We start from the raw sequence: 22,423 nt of genomic DNA, 5'->3' as shown, positions 1-22,423 counted from the left end.
CGCCGGTTGGCGCTGCCTGAATGGCGGCCGGGATCACTCGACGACGCGAGGAACCAGGTAGAGCCCGTTTTCCACGGCCGGAGCGCACTGCTGGAAGCGGCTGCGCTGGTCGCGCTCGGTGACTTCGTCGGCGCGCAGGCGCTGAGTGACGTCGAGCGGATGGGCCAGCGGGGCGACCCCTTCGGTGTCGAGTGCCTGGAGCATGTCGACCATCTCGAGAATACGGCCTAGGTCGTCCACGTAGCGGGCGGCCTCGTCGTCGGTCAGGCCGAGCCGGGCCAGATGAGCGGCCCGCTGCACGTCTGCGTGTTCAAGCGCCATGAGCTGAGTGTCCTCGCACGGATGGAGTGTTATGAACAGCGGGAAAAGGTACCATATTCGAGCCATGGCGGGCACTCTTCTCGCATCTGGAGCGGCCTATGTCGCTTGCTGCACTGAGGCGGCGATGATACCGTTTGCATCCGCACTGGTCCCGGTCTGCACTAGGTAACGACGTCCATGTTCAAACGCTTGAGGGGGCTGTTCTCCAGCGATCTTTCCATCGATCTGGGTACGGCCAATACACTGATTTACGTTCGCGGTCGCGGCATCGTGCTCGATGAGCCGTCCGTAGTGGCCATTCGCCAATCCGGTAACATGCGCAGCGTGGCCGCGGTTGGCGCCGATGCCAAGCGCATGCTGGGCCGCACGCCGGGCAACATCACTGCGATTCGCCCGATGAAGGACGGCGTGATTGCCGACTTCACCGTTACCGAGCAGATGCTCCAGCACTTCATTCGCAAGGTGCACCAGAGCACTTTCCTGACGCCGAGCCCGAGGGTGCTGGTCTGCGTACCCTGCATGTCGACCCAGGTCGAGCGCCGGGCGATCAAGGAGTCTGCGGAAGGGGCCGGTGCCCGTGAAGTGTTCCTGATCGAGGAGCCCATGGCCGCTGCCATCGGCGCCGGCCTGCCGGTGGACGATGCCCAGGGCTCGATGGTGGTGGACATCGGTGGCGGTACCACCGAGATCGCCATCATTTCGCTGAACGGTGTGGTCTACTCCGAGTCGATCCGAGTCGGTGGCGACCGCTTCGACGAGGCGATTTCCGCCTACGTGCGCCGCCACTACGGCAGCCTGATCGGCGAGGCCACCGCCGAGCGCATCAAGGAAGAGATCGGCTGTGCCTACCCCGGCGGCGAGCTGCGCGAAATCGACGTGCGCGGCCGCAACCTGGCCGAGGGCATCCCGCGCAGCTTCACGCTGAACTCCCACGAGATCCTCGATGCCCTGCAGGAGACGCTCTCCTCGATCGTCGCCGCGGTCAAGAGCGCGCTGGAGCAGTCGCCGCCCGAGCTCGCCTCCGACATCGCCGAGCGCGGTCTGGTGCTGACCGGGGGTGGTGCCCTGCTGCGCGATCTGGACAAGCTGATCTCCGAGGAGACCGGGCTGCCGGTCATCGTCGCCGAGGATCCGCTGACCTGCGTGGCACGCGGGGGCGGCAAGGCGCTCGAGATGATCGACCGACACACCTTCGAGCTGCTCTCGAGCGACTGACGCCGCAAGGCCGTTTTCCAGTGCGAATCGACGTATGAACAGGTGCGGCCGGACGTGCCGCGCCCGGTGCGGGGGGAACGTCTATTAAACCGCTGTTCTCGCACGGTCATGTGCCTGGCTACCGCATGCTGCTGTGTGTGGTAGCCGCGTCTGCCTTGATGTTCGTCGATCATCGTTTCACCCGCATGGAAGAGGTGCGCGCTCAGCTCACCACCGTCGTGGCGCCAATTCATTGGCTCGTCGCGCTGCCCAGCGACGTGCTCACCTGGGGCTCGCTGGCGCTCTCCGAGCAGCGCGCGCTGGTGGAGGAGAACCGCCGCCTGCGTGAGCAGATCCTGCATCTGTCCCATCGGGTCCAGCACATGTCGAGCCTGACGGCCGAGAACGTGCGCCTGCGCGAGCTGCTGGGGGCCGCCGCTCGCCTGGAGGCTCCCTATATCACCGCCGAACTGCTCTCTCTCGACTCCGACCCGTTCACGCATCAGATGGTGATCGACCGCGGGCGTCGCAACGGGGTCTACGTGGGGCAGCCGGTATTGGATGCCTCGGGGCTGGTGGGGCAGGTGACGGCGGTGTCGGCCTATTCCAGCCGGGTGCTGATGGTGGCCGATGCCAGCCATGCGCTGCCGATCCAGATCAACCGTAACGGCCTGCGCTTCGTGCTGCAGGGCAGCGGCCAGTACGATGCCCTGAGAGTGATACACGTGCCGGATACGGCCGACATCCGCGAGGGCGACCTGTTGGTGACCTCCGGGCTGGCGGACCGCTTCCCGCCGGGCTATCCCGTGGCCAGGGTCACCGAGGTGGTCCACGACCCGGGGCAGCCCTTTGCCCGGGTGACGGCCGAGCCGGTCGCTCGTCTGCAGCGCTCCCGCCACTTCCTGCTGGTGTTCCCACCCGATCCGGCGCCGGTACCTGACGACGAAATGTGGGATCTCGAACTGCCCGATGAGCTGGATGACGAAGCCATGCCGGAGGAGTCGAACTGATGGCGAGCGGATCGACCACGGCGCTGCCCTGGATTTGGCTCACCCTGCTGCTGGCGCTGTGCCTTCAGGTGATGCCGCTGGCCGAGGGCTGGCAGATCTGGCGACCGGACTGGCTGGGGCTGATGCTGATCTATTGGTGCATGGCCGCCCCCGCCCGAGTCGGGGTCTTTCACGGCTTCGTGCTCGGCATTCTGCTCGATCTCATCGAAGGCGCCCCGCTGGGCCAGAATGCCCTGACCCTGTCGCTGCTGGCCTTCCTCGCCGCCCTGGTCTATCCACGGTTCCGCACCTACTCCCTGGTCCAGCAGGCGCTGCTGATCCTGGTGCTGCTGGGGCTCGTGCAACTGGTCGAGCAGTGGTTGCGTACCCTGTTCGGTCCCTTCTCGATGCACTTGGCCTTCCTGCTTCCGTCGCTCATCGGGGCGGCATTGTGGCCATGGCTGGCCACCATGTTCCAGGCCTTCGAGCGCCGGTTGGCCAGGCATGACTGAGGACCGGACCGGAGGGCACGAGGCAGCGGCCGTGCTGTGCCTGGCATCGGCCTCGCCGCGCCGCCGCGAACTGCTGGCCAGCATCGGCGTCGGCGTCGAGGTGCGGCCGGTGGATATCGATGAGACGCCGCTGCCTGGCGAGCTCGCCGAAGCCTATGTGGCACGCCTGGCCCGAGAGAAGGCATTGGCGGGCGGGCGGCAGTCGCGACTGCCGACGCTGGGTTCGGATACCGCCGTGGTCTGCGACGGGCGAATACTCGGCAAGCCAGCCGACAGGGCCGAGGCAGCGGCCATGCTGCGTCTGCTATCGGGGCGCGCCCACGAGGTGCTCACCGCCGTGGCCGTGACGGGGCCGGCCGGATTGCTCGAGATCTGCGTGGCGACGCGGGTTTTCATGCGCGAGATTGGCGACAGCGAGATGGCGGCCTACTGGGCGACCGGTGAACCTGCTGACAAGGCGGGCGGCTATGCCATTCAGGGCTTGGCGTCGATCTTCGTCGAGCGCATCGAAGGCAGCCACTCCGCGGTGGTGGGGCTGCCCCTTTATGAAACGGCACAGTTGCTGGTACGACAGGACGTGCCGCTTTGGTGTGGTGCTGTCTAGCCGTATCACTATGTCATAATGCGGCTATTGAACTGGACAAGGATTTCCGCATGAGCGGCGAAGTACTGATCAACCTGACGCCGATGGAAACCCGCGTGGCGGTGGTGGAAAACGGCGTGCTGCAGGAGGCGCTGATCGAGCGTACGCGCCGACGTGGCATCGTCGGCAACATCTACAAGGGACGCGTGGTGCGGGTGCTCCCCGGCATGCAGGCGGCCTTCGTCGACATCGGCCTCGACCGTGCGGCCTTCATCCATGCCCATGAAGTGATGCCGCCCGGCACCCCACCGGAGGAGCAGGCCACCATCGGCCAGTTGCTCCACGAGGGGCAGGCGCTGGTCGTTCAGGTCACCAAGGACCCCATCGGCTCCAAGGGTGCACGCCTTACCACCCATCTGTCGGTTCCTTCGCGCTACCTGGTCTATATGCCCGACTCCCCGCACCACGGCGTGTCGCAGCGCATCGAGGACGAGCGTGAACGGGAGCGCCTGCGCGAGCTGCTCGAACTCTGCCAGCAAGAGCAGGAGATCGAGATCACCGGCGGCTTCATCGTGCGAACGGCGGCGGAGAACGTGGGCAAGGAGGAGCTCTTCTCCGACATGCACTTCCTGCTGAGGCTGTGGCGCAAGGTCAGCGAGCGCAAGGTGACCGCACCGGCACCCAGCGTGATCTACGACGATCTGCCGCTGTTCATTCGCACTCTGCGCGACCTGATGCGCGACGAGATCGAGAAGGTGCGCATCGATTCGCGGGAGAATTACCTCAAGCTGCTGGAGTTTGCCGAGGAGTTCATGCCCGACTCCACGGCACGCATCGAGTACTACCCCGGGGAGCGGCCCATCTTCGACCTCTACAGCGTCGAGGACGAGATCCAGAAGGCGCTGGGCCGCAAGGTACAGCTGAAATCGGGCGGCTACCTGGTGATCGACCCGACCGAGGCGATGACCACCATCGACGTCAATACCGGCGGCTACGTGGGGCATCGCAATCTCGAAGAGACCATCTTCAAGACCAATCTCGAGGCGGCCAACGCCATCGCCCGTCAGCTGCGGCTGCGCAACCTGGGCGGCATCATCATCATCGACTTCATCGACATGGAGGATCCGGAGCATCAGCGCCAGGTGCTGCGGGTACTCGAGAAGGCGCTGGAGCGCGATCACGCCAAGACCAAGTGCACCGGGGTCACCGAACTGGGGCTGGTGCAGTTGACCCGCAAGCGCACCCGGGAGAGCCTCGAGCAGACCCTGTGCGAGTCGTGTCCCACCTGCGGTGGGCGGGGCACCCTGAAGACAGCCGAGACGGTGTGCTACGAAATCTTTCGCGAGATCCTTCGCGAGGAGCGTGCCTACAACGCCGAAACCTACATGGTGCTGGCATCTCAGCCGGTGGTGGATCGGCTGCTCGATGAGGAGTCGGCGGCGGTTGCCGACCTGGAGGCCTTCATAGGCAAGACGATTCGTTTCCAGGTCGAGGCGCACTATTCCCAGGAGCAGTACGACATCGTGCTGATGTGAGCGGCGGATGCATCCCTTACGTCAGGTAGCCCGCTGGAGTCTCACTCTGCTGGCCGTGCTGCTGGCCCTGGTCGCGGTGCTGCTGGTAGTGCTGCGGCTGGCGCTTTCCCAGGTCGACCAACTAGCGCCACGCGTCGAGCGGCTGCTCGAGGCGCGCACGGGAGCGACGGTACAGCTGCGCGAGTTCGACGCTGCCCTGGCCCGACTCGACCCCGTGATGACGGGCGGCGGTCTCACCATGAGCACACAGCCGGGGGAGGCCGGCCTGCCGCTGCTTGAGGTCGATCAGGCGCAGCTACGTCTGAACACGGCCGCCAGCCTGCGTACCGGCGTACCCGTGGTAGAGGATGCACGCCTCAGCGGACTTACCCTTCATCTCTATCAGGACGAGCAGGGCGGCTGGCACTGGCCGGATCCGGCCAGGATCCCCCCTGAGCTCCTCGAAGGCGAGTTCGACCTCGAGCGGCTCGATTTCTGGGTCGGGCTGTTGTTGCGCCAGCGCGCCTGGGTGGAAGACGTGCGGCTGGTGTTGCACGGTCGCGAGCGACGGGTCGACATGTTCGCGCCGCGCTTGCTGCTCACCGGCGACGAGCGACGTGCCCATCTCGAGGGCGAAGTGCATCTCGAGGGGCAGGAAGAGGCCACCCTGCAGGCCGTGCTCGAAGTATTTCCCGGACCCACCGGGTTCCGCGATTTCAGTGCCGCCCTCCAGGCCGACATGAAGCTCGACACGTTGATCGATCTGGTCGAGGTGTTCACCCTCGACGATCCTCTGCGCCTGGAGGACGCCAGCGGCGACGTCACTCTCTGGGGGCGTTGGCATCGTGGCGCGCTGGCCGATGCGAGGCTGGATATCGATGTGCCGCGTTTGGTGCTGCGGCGTGACGACGAACCTATCGTGCTGGAACCGCTCAAGGCCCGCGGCCAGTGGCTGCGCAACGACGAGGGCTGGGAGGCGTGGCTGCAGGGTGACGCTTCAGCCGCCGACTGGGCGGAGCCGCGTGAGCTCGAAGACGAGCAACAGCCGGCGCTGCCGCACTTCTGGCACATACGCCACGATGGTGACGGCTGGTGGCTGACCACCAGTCAGTTCGAGCTGGCGTCGCTTGCCGCCTGGCAGGAGCGCGTGCTGTTGCCCGAGGGGCTGGTGCGCACCATCGACGCCCTGGAGCCTCGCGGGCTGATCTCAGGACTGGGCGTGGGCCGGCATAACGGGCAGTGGCTGGCGCAGGCAGCGCTGCATCAGGTTGAGGTGGAGCCCTGGGACGATGTGCCGGGCGGTGGGCCTCTCGACGCCTGGGTGGAAGCGCGGGACCTCTCGGGGCGAATCGAGTTCGTCGGTGTCGGCGACCCCACGTTCAAGGTGCCAGAGCTCTATCCGGCGCCGATGGAGCTCTCCCATGCCAGTGGCGAGGTGCGCTGGACCTACGAAGGACCACGCACTTTTGTCAGCGGTCGCGATCTCAAGGCCGGCTGGCAGGGAGCGGAAGTGGAGGGAGGCTTCGGCCTGGCAATCGGCGGTGGCGTGCATGGTGGCCTTGGGCTCGACCTGCGCTTCCGCAATGCGGATGCCCTGGAGCGTCCGCTGATGGACTGGCTGCCCGCCGATGTGCTGGGCGAAGAGCTCGATGCCTGGCTCGCTGCCGGGGTGGCCGGCCGTGTACCGTCCGGTGAGCTCAAGCTGCATCTGCCGCTCCGGCGTGGCGGCAGCGGTGTCGAACCGCGCTTGCAGCTGGATCTAGAGATAGAGGAGGGCCGGCTGCCCTTCGACCCTCGCTGGCCTGTTATCGAGGGCCTCGAAGGACGGCTCACCGCGGGTATCGGCACTCTCGATGCCGAGGTCTATCACGCTGAGAGCCTGGGAGTCCTGGGCCACAATGGGCGGGTCGCCATAGAGGACGACGTGCTGCATGTGATCGGCGACCTCACCTCCGATGCCGACGGCGTGCGCCGCTACCTGCGCGCCATTCCCGTTGATGGCATCGAGCAGGTCGACGATTGGCGCGGGGAGGGGAGCGCCAGCGGCAGGATCGAGCTCAGCACCAGGCTGGGCGAAGAGGAGGGCTTTCAACTCGATCTCGAAACCGACGTCGACATGCAGCGGCTGGTCTACCTGCCGCTGGAAGTGCCCCTCAGCGATGTGAAGGGGCCGCTTGCCTGGCGTCAGCGCGACGACGAGGGTGGGCTCGAGGGTCGCCTGGAAGGGCGCCTGTTCGGCGGGCCGATCAATGCCGATATCGATACGCTGGCAGGCTACGTCGCACTAGACGGTGGCGTCGAAGTGGACCGGGTACTGCAGCGTTTCGATGTCACTGCCCTGGCTGATGGGGTGTCGGGGCGCCTGCCTTGGCGGGCAAGGTTTACGCTTGGCGAAACGCGCAATACCTTCCGCTTCGACAGCAACCTGCAGGGTGTCGCCATCGACCTGCCGGCGCCGCTGGGCAAGGCGGCCGGCGAGAGTCGTACGCTGTGGATCGAAGCCGATCTCGATCAACAGCGGGTTGAGGCCGAAATGGGTGGCGATGCCCGTCTGCGCTGGCGCGGCCTGCCGTGGTCGGATCTGGGCCAGGGGCAGTTCTGGCTTGGGCGACTGCCCGATGCACCCAGTTGGCCCGATCAGGAGGGCTGGTCGGGCACGATATACCAATCCCGTCTCGACCTGGTGGAGTGGGGTACGGCGCTGGCACCGCTGCTCGATGGGGGGGCGCCAGGGGGCGGTGAAGGCCCCGGGCCGCTGCGTCGCCTGCGGGTGGAGACCGCCTGTCTCGTCGGTCCGGAGGATTGCCTGGGCGTGATGACGGCCGATGCACGTCCGCATACCGGCGGCGGTTGGCGTGTCGCCCTGCGGGGGGATCTGCTCGAGGGCTCTCTCGATTATCGCCCCGCTCTTGCCGAACCGCTGGATATCGCGCTCGACCGCTTGACGCTGGACGGCCTGCTGCCCGCCGAGACGCAAGAGGCCGGCAATCTTCTCGCGGAGCTGGACGTGCCGCCGGATCCGACGCCTTTGCCTGGCTGGGTCGGCGAGGTGCCCAACGGCCGCCTGCGACTGGCGGAGATTCTCTATCAGGGACGGGTGATCGGCCCGCTCACGGCTCATTGGGAGGGCTCGCCGCAGCGGCTCAGAGTGGCGCCACTGGGGCTCACCTTGGGGCAGATCACGGCGCGGGGAGAAGTGGTCTGGGAGTCCGCCGGTCCGGGCGACAGCCTGACCCGCTCACGACTCGATCTCGATGGGCGCGACCTGGGTACGGCGCTGGAGCGGCTCGGTCAGCCGGTTTCGATTCGCAGCAACGAGACACGCGTACGCAGTCAACTGGCCTGGCCGGGGCCGCCTTGGCAGTTCGCCCTGGCTCGCTCGCGTGGCAGCGTCGAGGCGGAGCTGCGTAATGGACGCTTCGTCAACCTGGAGTCTCCCACGGCGCGAGTGGTGGGCCTACTCAACGTCGACAACCTGGTACGACGGCTGCGCATGGACTTTTCCGACGTGACTGGCCAGGGCACGGCCTTCGATCACGTCATCGGGGCTGCTACCCTGTATGGAGGCGTACTGGAGACGACCGGCCCCATCAGGATCGACGGCCCGGCCACTTCCTTCACGCTGGAGGGTACCGTCGACCTCTCGCGTCGGGAACTGGACCAGCGCCTGGGCGTCACAGTACCCGTCAGCAGCAGTTTGCCGCTTGCGGCGGTGATCGCCGGCGCGCCGGTGGTGGGTGGTGCGCTCTTCATCGCCGACCGACTCTTCGGCAGCGCCATCGACCGAGTCACCCGAATTCACTATCGCGTGCGTGGTCCCTGGACCTCGCCCGACATCACCTTGGAAACCGCAGAATGACGACATCCTCATCCGCTCTGCTCGATACCGCCGCGGAGATCCTGTTGCACCCCGGCGGACTGGACGTCGAGGCGCTCGACGCAGGCCTTGGCCATGTGCTGACGCCGGGCGTCGACTATGCCGACCTCTACTTTCAGCGCAGCTGGCACGAAAGCTGGGTGCTCGAGGATGGTGAAGTCAAGGAAGCGAGCTACAACATCGACGGCGGCGTGGGTGTGCGCGCCATGGCCGGCGAGAAGACCGGCTTCGCCTATTCCAACCAGATTACCGCCGATGCCCTGGCGGAAACTGGCCGCACGGCGTCCGGCATCGTGCGCAGCGGTGCCAGCCTGTCGCTCGCGCCGCGCATCGCGACCGGCGCAGAGCTGCGCTATGCCACGGTCGATCCGCTGGCGGGCCTCTCCGCCGAGGACAAGATCGCGCTGCTCAAGCAGGCCGACCGTGTGGCGCGCGCCGCCGACCCCGCCATTACCCAGGTCAGCGCCTCCCTGACCGGCGTTCACGAAGTCGTGCTGGTACGTGCCAGCGACGGCACCCTGGCGGCGGACGTGCGCCCGCTGGTGCGCTTCAACGTCAGCGTCATCGCCGTCAAGAACGGCCGACGCGAGCGCGGCAGCGCCGGTGGCGGTGGGCGCTACGCCATGTCCCGTCTGCGTGACGATAGCGCCGCCGAACGCTTTGCCAAGGAGGCGGTACGCCAGGCCTTGGTGAATCTGGAGGCGGTGGACGCCCCCGCCGGACAGATGCCGGTGGTGCTCGCACCCGGCTGGCCCGGCATCCTGTTGCACGAAGCGGTAGGCCATGGTCTCGAGGGTGACTTCAACCGCAAGGGCAGCTCGGCATTTGCCGGGCGCTTGGGTCAGCGTGTGGCAGCCCCCGGGGTCACGGTGGTGGACGATGCCACCCTGGCCGACCGCCGCGGTTCCATGAGCGTGGACGACGAAGGCACGCCGGGTCAGTACACCCCGCTGATCGAAGATGGCATCCTCACCGGCTACATGCAGGACAAGCTCAACGCCCGACTGATGGGCATGCAGCCCACCGGCAACGCCCGTCGCGAGTCGTTCGCGCACATGCCGATGCCGCGTATGACAAACACCTACATGCTGGCCGGTCAGGACGACCCGGCGGAGATCATCGCCAGCGTCCGCCGCGGTATCTACGCGGTCAGCTTCGGCGGTGGCCAGGTGGACATCACGTCGGGCAAGTTCGTGTTCTCGGCGAGCGAGGCCTACCTGATCGAGGACGGCAAAATCACCGCGCCGGTCAAGGGGGCGACCCTGATCGGCAACGGGCCGGAGGCGATGGGGCGGGTATCGATGATCGGCCACGATCTGGAACTCGACACCGGCATCGGGGTATGCGGCAAGGAGGGGCAGGGCGTGCCGGTGGGCGTGGGTCAGCCCACCTTGAAGCTTGATGAGCTCACCGTCGGCGGCACCGCTTCATGAAAGAACGTGCCTGCCGCCTGACCAGTCCCGAGCGGCGAGAGGTTTAAAGCCCCGCTGTCTCGCGGATGAGTCGGAACAGCTTGCGCGCATTGGCCGGGGGTTTGCCCCGCTCACGCTCGCTCTTGGCGTTGCGGATCAGCTGGCGCAGGGCCTGACGGTCGACCTCGGGATGCTCCTCGATGAAGGCCTCGACGGCATCGTCGCCCTCCTCGATGAGGCGGTCGCGCCACTTCTCGAGGCGATGGAAGGCCAGGTCGCGATGACGTTGCTCCTGTTCGATCTGGTCGAACACCGCCTGGATCGCCTCGAGGTCTTCGCGCCGCATCAGCTTGCCGACGTACTGCATGTGGCGCCGGCGTCCTTCGTGAGAGCGGATGCGGGAGGTTTCCTCGACGGCGGCAAGCATGTCCTCGGACAGCGGGAAGCGGGCGCGCTCGGTCGGCGTCATGGCGATGATCTGTTCGCCCAGGGCCTGCAGCGCATGCATTTCGCGCTTGAGCTGAGACTTGCTGGGCCGTTCGTCGGAGCTTTCGCCGGAGAGAGTGGGAATGTCCTGGGTCATGCCGCATCCAAGTGATGAGAGGGCCGGCCTCGGGCTGGCCATCGGGTGATGAATAGGGTCGAATGACCGCAGTATATCAGCCCGTCGCGCCGCGGCGGGAACAGACACGAACGGATACCGGCGCTGCCGGTGGATGAGGGAGATGAACATGAGCAAGGCTTTCGATGCCGCCGCCCAGCAGGCGCTGCTGGAGTCGCGTGCCGAGCAGGCGCTGGCGCTGGCGCGACACCTGGGAGCCGATGCCTGTGAGATGGGGGCCAGCGTCGACCAGGGTATCGGCATCAGCGTGCGCGAAGGCGAGGTGGAATCCGTCGAACTTTCCCGCGACCAGGGTATCGCCGTTACCGTCTACCTGCGTGGCCACAAGGGCAGCGCTTCCTCCACCGATGCCGGCGAGGCGTCGATCCGCGAGGTCGTGGAGAAGGCCATGGCCATTGCCCTCTACACCGGTGAGGACCCCGCGGCAGGGCTGGCCGACGCCGAGCTGATGGCTACCGAGCTGCCCGACCTGGATGTGCACCACCCCTGGCCGCTCACCACCGAACAGGCCATCGAGCTGGCGCTGGCCTGCGAAGCAGCGGGTCGCGCCGAGGCGGGCATACGCCAATCGGAGGGCGCCTCGCTCTCCAGTGGCGAAGGAGTAAGGGTCTACGCCAACAGTCATGGTTTTCTCGGCAGCCAGCGCGGTAGCCGTCACTCGCTCTCCTGCATGTTGATCGCCGAGGACGCGAACGGCATGCAGCGCGACTACGACTACACCAGTGCGCGCAATCCGCATGAGCTGCGGGACGCCGGGGCAGTGGGCAGGAAGGCAGCCGAGCGCACCCTGCAGCGACTGGGGGCGCGTCGACCCGCCACCGGGCGCCTGCCGGTGATGTTCGATGCCACCGTCGCCAGCGGTCTCGTCGGTCATTTGATGAGCTCCATCGCCGGCGGTTCGCTCTATCGTCAGGCGTCGTTTTTGTGCGATCGGTTGGGAGACAGGCTGTTTCCCGACTGGTTCACGCTGGGCGAGCGGCCCATGGAGCGCGGTGCCATGGCCAGTTCCCCGTTCGACAACGACGGCGTGCAGACCCGCGACAACGTTTTCATCGAAGAGGGGCGTCTGGCCAGCTACATGCTGTCGGCCTACAGCGCACGGCGCCTGGGCCTGCAGACCACGGGCAATGCCGGAGGCGCCCGCAATCTGCGAATCGCGGCACCGTTGGCGTCGCGTGAGGAGCTGCTCGCCCGCATGGGACGTGGGGTGCTGGTGACCGAGCTGATGGGGCAGGGGGTGAACGGCGTGACCGGTGATTACTCCCGCGGCGCGGCCGGCTTCTGGGTCGAGAACGGCGAGATCCAATACCCGGTCGAGGAGTTCACCATCGCCGGCAATCTCGAGGCGATGTTCAAGGGCTTGCAGGCCGTGGGCAGCGACATCGACACCCGCGGCAGCATTCACACCGGTAGCTGGCTGATCGACGAGATGACCGTTGCCGGAGGCTGAGCCGCCTATAGGCCATTCCTAAAGATCCTCATCGAAGCGGGCCTCGAATAGAGCCTCGATGGCTTCGAGTACCGCTTCCGCATCCGTTCCCTCGGCGCTGATATCGAGTTCAGTGCCGCAGGGAGCGCCAAGCATCAGCAGGGCCATGATGTTGGTGGCGTCGGCCTGCTGGGCTCCCCGGCAGACGAACACGCGTGCATCGAAGGGCTGGCAGCACTGAACCAGCTTGGTGGCAGCACGTGCATGGAGGCCGCGTTTGTTGGTCAGGGTCAGCTTGCGGCTGGGCACGCTCAGGTTTCCTTGCGTTCGGATGGCGCTGCGGTCGTCTCCTGCGTGGCAGTGACCGGTATATGAATGCCGAGTTCGCGGTGGCGCAGACGCACGTCGGGCTGCTGCTGGGCGAGGTGTCGGGCGAGACGTTCGGCCAGATACACCGAGCGATGCTGGCCGCCGGTGCAGCCGATGGCCACCGTGAGGTAGCTACGATGGCTGTCGCGATAGGCCGGCAGCCAGCGTTCTACCCAGGCGACGATGTCCTCGTGCATCTGGTGAACCAGCGGATACTGTTCGAGGAACTCCACGATACTCGCTTCGCGACCGGTCGCCGCACGCAAGCGCGGGTCCCAGTACGGATTGGGCAGACAGCGGGCGTCGAACACGATGTCAGCGTCGAGCGGTACGCCACCCTTGAAACCGAACGACTCCACCGTGAGGGTCAGCTGGTCGGCACGATGGCTGGCCACCTGCTCGGTGATGCGCCCACGCAGATCGTGCACCGAAAGCCGCGACGTATCGATGATCAGGTCGGCGAGGTTGCGAATCTCGCTCAGTGTCGTGTCTTCCGTTTCGATGGCTTCGCTCAGGGTCATGTCCCTGTCTCGGGTCAGCGGGTGCCGGCGCCGGGTGGCGGAGTAGCGCTCGATCAGGATCCGCGCATCGGTGGTGAGGTAGACGATCTGACAGTCGACCTGCTTGGCGCGCAGCTCCTCCAGCAGCCTGGGGAACCGTTCCAGCGCGTGAGGAAGATTGCGCGCATCGATGCTTACGGCGATGCACTGCTGTGCCGTGGGTGAGCCGCGCAGCTCGTCGACCAGCGAGCCGAGCAGCATCGCCGGAAGGTTGTCGATGGCGTAGTAGCCGATGTCTTCGAGCGCCTGCAGTGCGATCGACTTGCCGGAGCCTGAGCGGCCGCTGATGATCACAAGCTGCATTACGTTTCTCCTGATCAGGGGCTGGCCGAGCGGCAAGGGGTAGCGGTCAGGCCGAAGACTGTCGTCGGATGGCGTCGATCAGACGCTCGTGAAGTTCGCGCTGGCTTTCGCACTTGCGCAGCCGTGAACGGGTCTCGGCATCGTTCATCACGCCGGCTACCTGGCTCAGCAGCGACAGATGCGTATCGTCGGCCTCCTCGGGTACCAGCAGCACGAAGACCAAGTCGACCGGTTCGCCGTCGATGGCGTCGAAATCGATGGGCTCGGCCAGCTTGAGGAAGGCGGCGACTGGGCTGTGGCAGTGCGGGCTTCGCGCATGCGGAATGGCGACGCCATTGCCGATGCCGGTGCTGCCCAGTCGCTCACGGCCGATCAATCGGCCGAAGACCTCCTGGCTATCGAGGCTCGGGGTGTTCTGCGCAATGAAGGTGCTGAAAAACTCCAGCACCCTCTTCTTGCTGCCCCCGGGAACGTCGAACAGCGCGCGTTCAGGGGGCAGTATGGTTTCCAGTGTCATGGCAACTCAGCGAATGCCGGCGCCCTGGGCGCGGGCCTGGGCCTTTTCCTTGTGCTTGACCAATTGGCGGTCGAGCTTGTCGGTCAGCGCATCAATGGCGGCGTACATGTCCGGGTCGGAGGCTTCGGCATGCAGGTCGGCACCGGCGGCATGCAGCGTGCAGGCGGCCTGTTGGCGCTCCTTCTCGATGGACAGGGTGACCTGGACGTTGGTGATGTTGTCGTAGTGCCGTTGGACGCGGCTAAGCTTCTCGCTCACGTAGTCACGCAGGGAATTGGTCAGTTCAACATGATGGCCGGTGATGTTGACTTGCATGACAAGCTCCTTCGTCCTTCGAGTGGTGGTTTGATTGTAACCCTTTTTGCCTCCTTGCAAACCCCTCCGAACGACGCTCTTGTCCGCTGTCAACGCTGCGTTTCGACTTCAACGAAAGCGCTTGCGTTCGCTCGAGGAGGGTATCCCCAGCGCTTCACGATACTTGGCCACGGTGCGGCGCGCCACCTGAATGCCGTCGTCGGCCAGCAGCTCCACCAGGCGGCTGTCCGAGAGCGGCTTGCGCGGTGGCTCGTCGGCGATCAGCTTGCGAATGCGGGCGCGAATCGCGGTGCTGGAGTGAGCGTCTCCCTCGCCGTTGCCGCCGACATGGCTGGAGAAGAAATACTTCAGTTCGAATACGCCGCGCGGCGTGTGGATGAACTTCTGCGTCGTCACCCGCGATATGGTCGACTCGTGCATCTCCACGGCCTGGGCGATGTCGGCCAGCACCAGGGGCTTCATCGCCTCCTCGCCCTGCTCCAGGAAGTCGATCTGGCGGGCCATGATCTCGCGCCCCACCCGCAGCAGGGTGTCGTTACGGCTGGCCAGGCTCTTCATCAGCCAGCGAGCTTCCTGAAGGTGGTCCTTGAGAAACTGGTTGTCCTGGCTCTTGTCGGCGCGCCGCACCAGGGCGACGTAGTCGGGCTGGATGCGCAGCCGTGGCAGCGCTTCGGCATTGAGCTCCACGCGCCAGCCGGACTCGTCGTGATAGGCGACCAGGTCGGGGGTGATGTAGTTGCTGCCGACCTCGGCATAGTCGCTGCCGGGGCGGGGGTTCAGGGAGCGTACCAGAGCAATGGCGTCGTCGAGGGCCTCGTCGTCCAGGCTCAGGCGGCGCTTGAGCAGGCGGCGGTCGTCGGCGGCCAAGGCCTCGAGAAACTGGCGCACCAGGCGGCGTGCCTGGGGCAGCAGGGGAGTGTCGTCAGGCAGGGTGGCGAGCTGCAGCATCAGGCATTCGCGTAGATCCCGGGCGAAGACACCGGTGGGTTCGAACTGCTGCAGGCGCAGCAGCACCTGCTCGACCTCGCGGGTGGGCAACCCCTCGAGGCCCTGGCGCCGCAGGCCGTCGCGGATCTCTTCCAGCGGCTGGGTCAGGTAGCCGGTGCCGTCCACGGCATCGATCAGGCTCTCGGCAATCTGGCGCTGACGCTCGTTCACATCGATCATCGCCAACTGCCACATCAGGTGGCCGGCCAGCGTCTGCCCAGAGGCCTGGCGTTCGAAGTCGGGGCCTTCACCGGTGGCGCCGGCGGTGCCGCTGCCATGATCGGGATAGGTATCCGTCCAGTCGCTGTCGGTGGAGAGCTCACCGGGAATTTCGCTGGCCCAGTCGTCGCTCTGGGGGTCGCTGACGGCCTGTTCGCCGAAGCCGTCGTCGAGCTCCAGCATGGGATTGGACTCGAGAGCTTGCTGGATCTCCTGGCGCAAGTCCAGGGTGGAGAGCTGCAGCAGCGCGATGGCCTGCTGTAGCTGTGGTGTCATGGTCAGCTGAGTGCCGACTCGCAGTTGCAATGATGCTTTCATGGCCATGAGAATAATGGGCTCATTTGCCGGAAAGACTCTACCCTAGACTGGCCGAGGATCACTTGCAAGAGCTCAAGGCTGCAATAAGCATGCCATCGGCAATATTCATGCCTGTTAGAAGGTTTTAATTTAAGATCAGGTTCTTGCTTGTCAGAGCGGAATGCGCTATGGACATGGCGCACTAAAGGCGGAAGTCTTCACCGAGATAGACTTCGCGCACGCGTCGGTTGGCCAGGATGGCTTCGGCGTCACCTTCCGCGATGATCTGGCCGTCGCCGACAATGTAGGCCGAATCGCAGATATCCAGCGTCTCGCGAACGTTGTGATCGGTGATCAGCACGCCGATGTCGCGGGCCTTCAGCTGGCGGATGATGCCCTTGATCTCGCCCACCGAGATCGGGTCGACCCCGGCAAAGGGCTCGTCCAGCAGAATGAAGGCCGGCTCGGTGGCCAGCGCCCGGGCGATTTCCACTCGCCGCCGCTCACCCCCGGACAGGCTCATGCCCAGGTTGTCGCGGATGTGGGTGACGTGAAAGTCCTCCAGCAGCTGCTCCAGGCGCTGCTGACGCCCCTGACGATCCAGGTCCTTGCGTGTTTCCAGGATTGCCATGATGTTGTCGGCCACCGAGAGCTTGCGGAAGATCGAAGCTTCCTGAGGCAGATAGCCGATGCCCGCCTTGGCGCGCTCGTGCATGGCGCTCTTGGAGAGGTCGAGATCGTCGATGCAGACGTTGCCGGCATCGGCCTTGACCAGCCCCACGATCATGTAGAACGAGGTGGTCTTGCCGGCACCGTTGGGGCCGAGCAGCCCCACAACGCAGCCCTGTTCGATGGAGAGACTGATGTCGTGCACCACGCGCCGGCGCTTGTAGCTTTTCGCCAGGTGACGGGCGTGCAGGGTCTTCATCGCCATCTCAGCGCTCCGGTTGCAGGGTCATGCGGATACGCTGGCGTCCTTCGACGCCTTCGCTCTCGGCGCGGGCCTGAACCACGCGACGGTCGAGGAAGTACTCGAGATAGCCCCCATCGAAGGTGTCCCCCCCCTGGTGCAGTTCGGCGCGGTCGATCAGTTCGACGCGGCGTTCGGCCGCGTGATAGATGACGGTACGTCCCCAGCCGCGGACCACGGGCTGATCGGGGTCGGGCTGCTGTTCTAGGTAGGCGCGCTCGCCGCGGGCCGTGGCGCGTGACAACTCTCCGGCCGCGTTGCGCCGGAGCTCGACGCGGTCGCCGGTGATACGCATGGTGCCCTGGCGAATGTCCACGTCGCCGGTGTAGACCGCCGTGCCGGCGACATCGTCGAGATCGAGCCGGTCGGCCTCGATATGGATGGGCTGGTCGGCGTCGCGCTGTTGGGCCATGCTCGCGGCAGGGCTCCATGCCAGGCCGATCAATGCCAGGGTGAGCAGCATGCGTGGCGTTGGAAGCTTGCGTCGCTTCATGGCGTGAGTTCCTCCAGGGTGACGGGGTCGGCCTGTCCCGGCTGAGCGCCTTCCGGGGGATGATAGCCGCGCACATTGTCGGTCAATCGTGCCCGGTTGTCATGGATCCAGACGTCGAAGCGTTCGCCGCGCATGTGCTGCGGCGGTTGCTGCAGCAGCGCCGGCGTATCGCTCCAGGCGTGTCCGACATTGGCGTCGTAGTGCAGCACCTCGGTATCGAGTTGCCAGCGCTCCTCGGGGGCGAAGAGCCGTGCGTCGCCGGTCAAGGTCAGCGGGTTGCCGCCCGGGCCGAGCCGCCCCTCCTGGCTGTTCGCCACCCACTGTCGTCCTTCGCGGTCGATCAGGTGCGCCAGCGGCGTGACGGCACGTGTCACGTCGTCGTGGGGGGTGTGTACCAGGCGCGGGCTCTCCAGCCGCTGATGAGCGCGGCCTTCGAAATCGAAGCGTGTCAGGCGGGCCTGCTCCAGGAAGTAGTCGGGCTCGCCGGCTTCGTCGGTGGGTACCGGGCCGGGGGGTGGGGGCCGCCATGGGTCCAGCCAGGTGATCAGGCCGCCCAGAGCCAGCAGCAGCAGAAACAGCCAGGTACGGAACGAGGGGCGCGGCAGACGACGCAGCATCGGCGGGGCGACCTCAGCGCTTGCCGTGCATGTAGGTGTCGATCAGGGCGTCGCGATGTCCCTGCGCCTCGAGCAGCAGGTCGCAGATCTCGCGCACTGCGCCATGGCCGCCGCTGCGCTCGGTCACGTGATCGGCTAGGGCGCGGATGTAGGGCGGGGCGCCGGGCACGGTAATGCCGACACCTGCGCGCTGGATGGGCGCCAGGTCGGGCAGGTCATCGCCGCAGAAGGCGACCTGCTCGAGCTCGATGCCTTTGCGATTGCAGAGTTCGCGGAGAGTGGTGAGCTTGTCTTCGCAGCCCTGAAAGACATGATCGACGCCCAGTGCGGCGGCGCGATGGCTGACCATGGGTGACTCCCTGCCAGTGATGAAGGCGACCTGTAGCCCGGCGCGGCGCAGCAGCTTGATGCCCAGGCCGTCCTGAGTGTGGAACGCCTTGATCTCCACGCCGTCGGCCTGGAAATAAAGCCGACCGTCGGTGAGCACGCCATCCACGTCCAGGGCGAGCAGGCGGATCTTGCGCAAGCGGTCGAGCAGACGCGGGTCGAGGGTCGAGGTGGCGAGCGCCATGGGCTCTCCTTGTCAGAGTGAATTCAGATCACGCCGCTTCGCAGCAGGTCGTGCATGTGCAGGGCACCGATCGGGTGACCATCGTCATCGACCACGGCCAGCGCCGTGATCAGGTTGTCTTCCATCATGCGCACCGCTTCGGCCGCCAGTAGGTCGGCGCTGATGCGCTTGCCGGGACGGGTCATGACGTCGTCCACCGTCAGCCGGCTGAGATCCTGGTGCTGATCGAGGGTGCGGCGCAGATCGCCGTCGGTATAGACACCGATCAGACGATTCTGCTCGTCGACGACGCAGGTGAAGCCGAGTCCCTGGCGGGTGATCTCGAGCAGGGCGTCGCGCAGCGGGCTGCCCAGCGGCACGCGGGGCAGCCGGTCGCCCTGATGCATCAGATCGCCAACCCGCAGCAGCAGGCGCTTGCCCAGGCTGCCGCCGGGGTGGGAGAGGGCGAAGTCCTCGGCGGTGAAACCGCGTGCCTCGAGCAGCGCCACCGCCAGCGCATCGCCCAGTGCCAGGGCGGCGGTGGTGGAGGCGGTCGGTGCCAGGTCGAGCGGGCATGCCTCGCGTTCGACCCCGGCGTCGAGGTGGGCATCGGCGTGGCGTGCGAGTGTCGAGTCGGGGCGTCCCGTCATGCTCACCAGCGGTGTGCCGATGCGCTTGAGCAGTGGTAGCAGGGCGGTGACTTCCGCCGTCTCACCAGAATTCGACAGGGCCAGCACCACGTCGCCCGGGGTGATCATGCCCAGGTCGCCATGGCTGGCTTCGCCGGGGTGTACGAAGAAGGCGGGGGTTCCGGTGCTGGCCAGGGTGGCGGCAATCTTGCCGGCAATGTGACCGGATTTGCCCATGCCGGTTACCACGACGCGGCCCTGGCAGGCGAGCATCAGCTCGCAGGCGCGGTCGAAGTGGCTGTCGAGCCGTCCGGCCAGCGCGGCAATGGCCTGCTCCTCGATCTGCAGGGTGCGACGGGCGCTAGCCCGCATGGGCGAGTCCCCTTCCGCTGGGACGTTCTCGATTGTCGGCGTTGAGGTGTCGTTGGTCATGCGCTGATTGTTGTCCTTTGCGGGGAATCGCTCAAGTGGCACCGCTGGTTGCCGCGGCCAGCCAGGTCAGATAGACCAGATAGATGCCCAGGAAGAGCATGCCGGGCAGCCGCCCGAGCCGGCCGTGGCGGAACCACAGCAGGAGCATGCCCATGCCGAGGGTCAGCAGCAGCATGATCGGAAAGTCTCGGTTGGCGGCGGCGGGGTCGATCGGGCCAGGCGCCAACAGGCCGGGAATCGGCAGCACGGCCAACAGGTTGAACAGGTTGGAGCCGATCACGTTGCCGATGGCCAGGTCGTGATGTCGCTTGATGGCACTGGCAATGCAGGCCGCGAGTTCAGGCAGGCTGGTGCCTATTGCCACCACGGTGAGGCCGATGATCAGTTCGCTGATACCCAGGCCGCGGGCCAGCTCGCTGGCACCCCACACCAGGGTGCGCGAGCCGAGTGCTAGCAGGATGAGAGTGAAAGCCAGCCACAGCAAGGCGCGCCTGAGGGTCATTTCGGGGATGTCGTCGTCCGCCGGAGCATCGGGGGTATCGGCACGCAGCAGCCACCACAGGCTGAAGATCAGCAGCAGGCCCAGGAACAGCGCATCGAAGCGCCCCAGGATACCGTTGGCCAGGGCATAGCCGGCCAGGCCGGTGGCGCCCAGCAGCAGGGGCAATTCACGCCGCACCATGGAAAAGCGTATCGGGATCGGGCGAACCAGGGCAGTGATGCCCAGCACCAGGCCGATATTGGCGATGTTGGAGCCCAGGGCGTTGCCCGTGGCCAGGTCGGGCAGGCCATCCAGGGCGGCAAACACCGCCACCACCATCTCGGGGGCCGAGGTGCCCAACGCCACCACGGTCATGCCGATCAGCATGGCGCTCAGCCCGGTACGGCTTGCCGTGGCGGCAGCGGCATTGACGAAGCGGTCGGCGCTCCATACGAGCACGGCAAGGCCCAGGGCGATCGCGATGGCAGGCAGCAGCATGATGAAGGGTCGCAGCTAGGATACGAGGTGGCACATTAGACGTCTTCGGTGGCTCGGGTGCAAGCGACAGGACGTGCAGGCTGGCGCCGGGCGGCATGATTAGGATACGATGTTCGATAATTCTTTCTTGGATCTTGCAGCATGATCGAATCCCCCCTCGTGGAGGTGAAGGGCCTGCACTTTTCCCGCGGTGAAAAGACCATCTTCAGCGGCGTCGAACTGCAGATTCCTCGCGGCAGGATCACCGCCATCATGGGGCCCAGCGGCACCGGCAAGACCACGCTGCTCAAGCTGATCGGCGGCCAGCTCACGCCCGATGTCGGTCGCGTCCTGATCGACGGACAGGACGTGCATGGGCTGTCGCGCAAGGCGCTGTTCACCCTGCGCCGTCGCATGGGCATGCTGTTTCAGAGCGGTGCGCTGTTCTCCGATCTCAGCGTTTTCGAGAACGTGGCGTTTCCGCTGCGCGTGCACACCGAGCTGCCCGAAGCGATGATCCGCGACCTGGTGCTGATGAAGCTGCAGGCCGTCGGGCTGCGTGGGGCGCGTGAGCTGATGCCCTCCGAGCTGTCGGGCGGCATGGCCCGCCGTGTCGCCCTGGCCCGCGCCATTGCGCTGGACCCCGACCTAGTGCTTTACGACGAGCCCTTCGTCGGGCAGGACCCGATCTCCAAGGGCGTGCTGGTGCAGCTGATCAAGACCCTCAACGACGCGCTGGGGCTGACCTCCGTGGTGGTGTCCCACGACATTCCCGAGGCACTTTCCATCGCCGACTATGTCTATGTCATCGCCGACGGTCAGGTGATGGCGCAGGGTACTCCCGCCAGCCTGGATGTGGACGAGGACCGGCGGGTCAGTCAGTTCGTGCACGGCGAGCCGGACGGCCCCGTGCCCTTCCACTATCCGGCCCCCGAGTACTTCCGCGATATCCTCGATCTGGAGGGGCGCCCGTGATCGCACACATCTTGAATCTGGGGCGTCGCGGCTGCGACGTGCTCGAAGCGCTGGGTCGCTCAGGGCTGTTCCTGGCCCAGTCGGCGGTCGGCGTCCCTTCCCGCGAGGGTTGGTATCTCTGGTTGCGCCAGATGCACTTCGTCGGCGTGCTGTCGATCGCCATCGTGCTGGTTTCCGGTCTGTTCATCGGCATGGTGCTGGCGCTGCAGGGCTATACCATCCTGGTCGACTTCGGCGCCGAGCAGGCACTGGGCCAGATGGTGGCGCTGTCGCTGCTGCGCGAGCTGTCACCGGTGGTGGCGGCCCTGCTATTCGCCGGTCGTGCCGGCTCGGCGCTGACCGCCGAGATCGGCCTGATGAAAGCCACCGAGCAGCTCACCAGCATGGAGATGATCGGCGTCGATCCGCTGCGCCGGGTGGTGGCGCCCCGGCTGTGGGCCGGCTTCGTGGCCCTGCCGCTGCTGACCATCGGTTTCAGCGTGATCGGCATCTACGGCGGCTATCTGGTCGGGGTCGAGTGGCTGGGCGTGTTCGAGGGCTCCTACTGGGGCGGCATGCAGTCCAGCGTCGCCTTCATCGGCGATGTCGGCAACGGCATGATCAAAAGCATGGTGTTCGCCCTGGTGGTGACCTGGATCGCGGTGTTCCAAGGCTACGACCTGGTGCCGACCGCAGAAGGCATATCCCGCGCCACCACGCGCACGGTGGTCTACTCGTCCCTGGCCGTATTGGGCCTCGATTTCGTTCTTACGGCGGTGATGTTCGGAGGATTTTCCTGA

Annotated in this window: 23 protein-coding genes; 10 read left to right on the top strand and 13 right to left on the bottom strand. The window is 66.1% G+C overall.

Going from position 1 to position 22,423, the window contains the following annotated elements; genetic code table 11:
- Positions 1-33 precede the first annotated feature (33 nt).
- Positions 34-321, bottom strand: a complete 288-nt coding sequence (gatC, locus tag B8115_RS17810; protein WP_010629196.1) for an Asp-tRNA(Asn)/Glu-tRNA(Gln) amidotransferase subunit GatC — start codon at positions 319-321, stop codon at positions 34-36.
- Positions 322-498: 177 nt separating this feature from the next.
- Between gatC and B8115_RS17805 the strand changes: the two genes are divergently transcribed.
- From B8115_RS17805 to tldD, 7 genes are all read left to right on the top strand, one after another.
- On the top strand, positions 499-1,536 hold the full coding sequence (locus B8115_RS17805) for a rod shape-determining protein (RefSeq protein WP_010629195.1): 1,038 nt from the start codon (positions 499-501) through the stop codon (positions 1,534-1,536).
- Between the two features lie 110 nt (positions 1,537-1,646).
- Positions 1,647-2,525: a rod shape-determining protein MreC gene (gene mreC, locus B8115_RS17800; protein WP_035591499.1), complete on the top strand. Its 879-nt coding sequence runs from the start codon at positions 1,647-1,649 to the stop codon at positions 2,523-2,525.
- On the top strand, positions 2,525-3,016 hold the full coding sequence (mreD, locus tag B8115_RS17795) for a rod shape-determining protein MreD (RefSeq protein WP_010629193.1): 492 nt from the start codon (positions 2,525-2,527) through the stop codon (positions 3,014-3,016). Before mreC ends, mreD begins: the two co-directional genes overlap by 1 nt.
- Positions 3,009-3,620, top strand: a complete 612-nt coding sequence (locus B8115_RS17790; RefSeq protein WP_051004665.1) for a nucleoside triphosphate pyrophosphatase — start codon at positions 3,009-3,011, stop codon at positions 3,618-3,620. Before mreD ends, B8115_RS17790 begins: the two co-directional genes overlap by 8 nt.
- 50 nt (positions 3,621-3,670) lie before the next feature.
- Positions 3,671-5,134 carry a ribonuclease G gene (gene rng, locus B8115_RS17785; RefSeq protein WP_010629191.1) on the top strand — a complete coding sequence of 488 codons (1,464 nt, stop codon included), beginning with the start codon at positions 3,671-3,673 and terminating at the stop codon, positions 5,132-5,134.
- A gap of 7 nt (positions 5,135-5,141) precedes the next feature.
- Complete coding sequence (locus tag B8115_RS17780; RefSeq protein ID WP_010629190.1) at positions 5,142-8,972, top strand: YhdP family protein; 3,831 nt, start codon at positions 5,142-5,144, stop codon at positions 8,970-8,972.
- The gene (gene tldD, locus B8115_RS17775) at positions 8,969-10,423 is read left to right on the top strand and encodes a metalloprotease TldD (RefSeq protein WP_010629189.1); all 1,455 of its coding nucleotides are present in this window, start codon (positions 8,969-8,971) and stop codon (positions 10,421-10,423) included. The genes B8115_RS17780 and tldD overlap by 4 nt, the downstream gene beginning before the upstream one ends.
- Positions 10,424-10,466: 43 nt before the next feature.
- Here the strand turns inward: tldD and yjgA are convergent, their stop codons facing one another.
- Positions 10,467-10,985 carry a ribosome biogenesis factor YjgA gene (gene yjgA, locus B8115_RS17770; RefSeq protein WP_010629188.1) on the bottom strand — a complete coding sequence of 173 codons (519 nt, stop codon included), beginning with the start codon at positions 10,983-10,985 and terminating at the stop codon, positions 10,467-10,469.
- Between the two features lie 148 nt (positions 10,986-11,133).
- On the opposite strand from yjgA, the gene pmbA reads away from it, so the two are divergent.
- Positions 11,134-12,474, top strand: a complete 1,341-nt coding sequence (gene pmbA, locus B8115_RS17765) for a metalloprotease PmbA (protein WP_026038207.1) — start codon at positions 11,134-11,136, stop codon at positions 12,472-12,474.
- Positions 12,475-12,492: 18 nt separating this feature from the next.
- Here pmbA and B8115_RS17760 read toward each other — a convergent pair whose 3' ends face one another.
- From B8115_RS17760 to B8115_RS17710, 11 genes are all read right to left on the bottom strand, one after another.
- A complete protein-coding gene (locus B8115_RS17760) occupies positions 12,493-12,762 on the bottom strand; it encodes an HPr family phosphocarrier protein (RefSeq protein WP_010629186.1) in 270 nt (89 codons plus the stop codon).
- A gap of 2 nt (positions 12,763-12,764) precedes the next feature.
- Positions 12,765-13,685: an RNase adapter RapZ gene (rapZ, locus tag B8115_RS17755; protein ID WP_010629185.1), complete on the bottom strand. Its 921-nt coding sequence runs from the start codon at positions 13,683-13,685 to the stop codon at positions 12,765-12,767.
- 46 nt (positions 13,686-13,731) lie between these two features.
- Positions 13,732-14,202 (bottom strand): PTS IIA-like nitrogen regulatory protein PtsN, encoded by a 471-nt coding sequence (gene ptsN, locus B8115_RS17750; RefSeq protein WP_010629184.1) that lies wholly within the window; start codon positions 14,200-14,202, stop codon positions 13,732-13,734.
- 6 nt (positions 14,203-14,208) lie between these two features.
- Positions 14,209-14,517, bottom strand: a complete 309-nt coding sequence (gene hpf / locus B8115_RS17745; RefSeq protein ID WP_010629183.1) for a ribosome hibernation-promoting factor, HPF/YfiA family — start codon at positions 14,515-14,517, stop codon at positions 14,209-14,211.
- A gap of 108 nt (positions 14,518-14,625) precedes the next feature.
- A complete protein-coding gene (locus B8115_RS17740; RefSeq protein WP_010629182.1) occupies positions 14,626-16,047 on the bottom strand; it encodes an RNA polymerase factor sigma-54 in 1,422 nt (473 codons plus the stop codon).
- A 175-nt stretch (positions 16,048-16,222) separates the two neighbouring features.
- Positions 16,223-16,948, bottom strand: a complete 726-nt coding sequence (gene lptB, locus B8115_RS17735; protein ID WP_010629181.1) for an LPS export ABC transporter ATP-binding protein — start codon at positions 16,946-16,948, stop codon at positions 16,223-16,225.
- Positions 16,949-16,955: 7 nt separating this feature from the next.
- A complete protein-coding gene (gene lptA, locus B8115_RS17730; RefSeq protein WP_010629180.1) occupies positions 16,956-17,483 on the bottom strand; it encodes a lipopolysaccharide transport periplasmic protein LptA in 528 nt (175 codons plus the stop codon).
- Complete coding sequence (gene lptC, locus B8115_RS17725; protein WP_010629179.1) at positions 17,480-18,100, bottom strand: LPS export ABC transporter periplasmic protein LptC; 621 nt, start codon at positions 18,098-18,100, stop codon at positions 17,480-17,482. Before lptC ends, lptA begins: the two co-directional genes overlap by 4 nt.
- A gap of 13 nt (positions 18,101-18,113) precedes the next feature.
- Positions 18,114-18,671, bottom strand: coding sequence for an HAD family hydrolase (locus B8115_RS17720; protein WP_010629178.1), 558 nt, complete (start codon positions 18,669-18,671; stop codon positions 18,114-18,116).
- A gap of 23 nt (positions 18,672-18,694) precedes the next feature.
- The gene (locus B8115_RS17715) at positions 18,695-19,651 is read right to left on the bottom strand and encodes a KpsF/GutQ family sugar-phosphate isomerase (protein WP_010629177.1); all 957 of its coding nucleotides are present in this window, start codon (positions 19,649-19,651) and stop codon (positions 18,695-18,697) included.
- Between the two features lie 91 nt (positions 19,652-19,742).
- The gene (locus tag B8115_RS17710) at positions 19,743-20,690 is read right to left on the bottom strand and encodes a calcium/sodium antiporter (protein WP_010629176.1); all 948 of its coding nucleotides are present in this window, start codon (positions 20,688-20,690) and stop codon (positions 19,743-19,745) included.
- A 141-nt stretch (positions 20,691-20,831) separates the two neighbouring features.
- On the opposite strand from B8115_RS17710, the gene B8115_RS17705 reads away from it, so the two are divergent.
- Positions 20,832-21,644: an ABC transporter ATP-binding protein gene (locus B8115_RS17705; RefSeq protein ID WP_010629175.1), complete on the top strand. Its 813-nt coding sequence runs from the start codon at positions 20,832-20,834 to the stop codon at positions 21,642-21,644.
- Complete coding sequence (gene mlaE, locus B8115_RS17700; RefSeq protein ID WP_010629174.1) at positions 21,641-22,423, top strand: lipid asymmetry maintenance ABC transporter permease subunit MlaE; 783 nt, start codon at positions 21,641-21,643, stop codon at positions 22,421-22,423. Before B8115_RS17705 ends, mlaE begins: the two co-directional genes overlap by 4 nt.

Origin of the sequence: Halomonas sp. KM-1, assembly GCF_000246875.1 — a bacterium.
GTDB lineage: Bacteria > Pseudomonadota > Gammaproteobacteria > Pseudomonadales > Halomonadaceae > Halomonas > Halomonas aerodenitrificans.
The sequence above is the reverse complement of the archived record's forward strand: the minus strand, read 5'-3'. Positions and strand labels throughout refer to the sequence as shown.

What these genes read in the sequence shown, in the direction of transcription:
- B8115_RS17710 (WP_010629176.1), bottom strand. Translation starts at nt 20,690, where the DNA reads ATGCTGCTGCCTGCCATCGCGATCGCCCTGGGCCTTGCCGTGCTCGTA.
- B8115_RS17790 (WP_051004665.1), top strand. Translation starts at nt 3,009, where the DNA reads ATGACTGAGGACCGGACCGGAGGGCACGAGGCAGCGGCCGTGCTGTGC.
- B8115_RS17705 (WP_010629175.1), top strand. Translation starts at nt 20,832, where the DNA reads ATGATCGAATCCCCCCTCGTGGAGGTGAAGGGCCTGCACTTTTCCCGC.
- B8115_RS17715 (WP_010629177.1), bottom strand. Translation starts at nt 19,651, where the DNA reads ATGCGGGCTAGCGCCCGTCGCACCCTGCAGATCGAGGAGCAGGCCATT.
- lptC (WP_010629179.1), bottom strand. Translation starts at nt 18,100, where the DNA reads ATGCTGCGTCGTCTGCCGCGCCCCTCGTTCCGTACCTGGCTGTTTCTG.
- tldD (WP_010629189.1), top strand. Translation starts at nt 8,969, where the DNA reads ATGACGACATCCTCATCCGCTCTGCTCGATACCGCCGCGGAGATCCTG.
- rapZ (WP_010629185.1), bottom strand. Translation starts at nt 13,685, where the DNA reads ATGCAGCTTGTGATCATCAGCGGCCGCTCAGGCTCCGGCAAGTCGATC.
- lptA (WP_010629180.1), bottom strand. Translation starts at nt 17,483, where the DNA reads ATGAAGCGACGCAAGCTTCCAACGCCACGCATGCTGCTCACCCTGGCA.
- hpf (WP_010629183.1), bottom strand. Translation starts at nt 14,517, where the DNA reads ATGCAAGTCAACATCACCGGCCATCATGTTGAACTGACCAATTCCCTG.
- pmbA (WP_026038207.1), top strand. Translation starts at nt 11,134, where the DNA reads ATGAGCAAGGCTTTCGATGCCGCCGCCCAGCAGGCGCTGCTGGAGTCG.
- B8115_RS17740 (WP_010629182.1), bottom strand. Translation starts at nt 16,047, where the DNA reads ATGGCCATGAAAGCATCATTGCAACTGCGAGTCGGCACTCAGCTGACC.
- rng (WP_010629191.1), top strand. Translation starts at nt 3,671, where the DNA reads ATGAGCGGCGAAGTACTGATCAACCTGACGCCGATGGAAACCCGCGTG.
- B8115_RS17720 (WP_010629178.1), bottom strand. Translation starts at nt 18,671, where the DNA reads ATGGCGCTCGCCACCTCGACCCTCGACCCGCGTCTGCTCGACCGCTTG.
- lptB (WP_010629181.1), bottom strand. Translation starts at nt 16,948, where the DNA reads ATGAAGACCCTGCACGCCCGTCACCTGGCGAAAAGCTACAAGCGCCGG.
- gatC (WP_010629196.1), bottom strand. Translation starts at nt 321, where the DNA reads ATGGCGCTTGAACACGCAGACGTGCAGCGGGCCGCTCATCTGGCCCGG.
- B8115_RS17805 (WP_010629195.1), top strand. Translation starts at nt 499, where the DNA reads ATGTTCAAACGCTTGAGGGGGCTGTTCTCCAGCGATCTTTCCATCGAT.
- ptsN (WP_010629184.1), bottom strand. Translation starts at nt 14,202, where the DNA reads ATGACACTGGAAACCATACTGCCCCCTGAACGCGCGCTGTTCGACGTT.
- yjgA (WP_010629188.1), bottom strand. Translation starts at nt 10,985, where the DNA reads ATGACCCAGGACATTCCCACTCTCTCCGGCGAAAGCTCCGACGAACGG.
- mreD (WP_010629193.1), top strand. Translation starts at nt 2,525, where the DNA reads ATGGCGAGCGGATCGACCACGGCGCTGCCCTGGATTTGGCTCACCCTG.
- B8115_RS17780 (WP_010629190.1), top strand. Translation starts at nt 5,142, where the DNA reads ATGCATCCCTTACGTCAGGTAGCCCGCTGGAGTCTCACTCTGCTGGCC.